Raw genomic sequence first — 1,416 nt, forward strand, 5'->3', positions numbered from 1 at the left:
CTCAACGTGGAGGATTCATGGACACGACCCTGCAGCAGACGGATTCCCTGCTCGAGGCGATCGCTCCCGCCCCGGGCGAGCCCGGCCGCGAGGTGCTCGACCCGGCCACCGGCGGACTCGTCGGGGTGGCTCCGGTGCACGGGCTGGCGGAGCTCGAGGCGGCGATCGCGGCCGCGAGGGCAGCCCAGCCGGCCTGGGCAGCGGCCGGCCACGAGGCCCGCTCCGCGGCGCTGAACGCGGCGGCCGAGGCCGTGGAGGCCAACGCCGAGGAGCTCGCCCGGATCCTCTCCCGCGAGCAGGGCAAGCCGCTCAACGGCCCCAACGCCCGCTTCGAGGTCGGCGCGTGCGCCGCGTGGCTCCGGGCCGCGGCCGCAACGGTCCTCGAGCCCGAGACCGTCCTCGAGGACGGGACCACCAAGGCCGTCCTGCACTACCGCCCGATCGGGGTCGTCGGGGCGATCGGGCCGTGGAACTGGCCCATGATGATCACCGTCTGGCAGGTCGCCCCGGCCCTGCGCATGGGCAACGCCGTCGTGGTCAAGCCCTCCAACTACACCCCGCTCTCGGTCCTGGCCCTCCTCCGGGTCATCAACCAAGCCCTGCCCGAGGGCCTCGTGACGGCGGTGGCCGGCGACCGCGAGGTCGGGGCCGCGATCACCGCCCACCCCGGCATCGGGAAGGTCATGTTCACCGGCTCCACCGCGACCGGCAAGGCCATCATCCGCTCCTCCGCCGAGACGGTGAAGCGCCTGACCCTCGAGCTCGGCGGCAACGACGCCGGCATCGTCCTGCCCGACGCCGACCCCGAGGCGATCGCCGAGGGCCTGTTCTGGGGCGCGTTCATCAACACCGGCCAGACCTGCGCCGCCCTCAAGCGCCTCTACGTCCACGAGGACATCTACGAGGACGTGTGCCGGGCCCTGGCCCAGTACGCCGCGGCCGTGCCCATGGGCGTCGGGCTCCAGGAGCAGAACCTGCTCGGCCCGCTGCAGAACAGGGCCCAGTACGAGATCGTCGCCCGCCTCGTCGAGGCCGCCAAGGCCTCCGGCGCGGAAGTGCTCCTGGGCGGGAACCCCGACGAGGACCAGCCCGGCTACTTCTACCCCACCACCCTGGTGGCCCACATCGACAACGCGAACCCCCTCGTGGCCCAGGAGCAGTTCGGCCCCGCCCTGCCCATCGTGAAGTACTCCACCGTGGAGGAGGCCGTGGAGATGGCCAACGGCCTCGAGGTCGGCCTCGGCGCCTCCGTCTGGTCCGCCGACAGGGACAAGGCCCGCGAGGTCGCCTCCCGCCTCGAGGCCGGCACCGTCTGGATCAACGCCCACGGCGTCGTCCACCCCATGGTCCCCTTCGGCGGCGCCAAGCACTCCGGCTACGGCCTCGAATTCGGCGTCGAAGGCCTCAAGCACCTCG

General features: G+C 72.8%; 1 protein-coding gene. It reads left to right on the top strand.

Translation table 11 applies throughout. The annotated features are described in order from the left end of the window. Positions 1-17 precede the first annotated feature (17 nt). On the top strand, positions 18-1,416 hold a 1,399-nt coding region (locus tag E6A21_RS17710), incomplete at its 3' end, for an aldehyde dehydrogenase family protein (RefSeq protein ID WP_425471580.1).

The organism is Sinomonas susongensis, assembly GCF_005877005.1.
Lineage (GTDB): Bacteria > Actinomycetota > Actinomycetes > Actinomycetales > Micrococcaceae > Sinomonas > Sinomonas susongensis.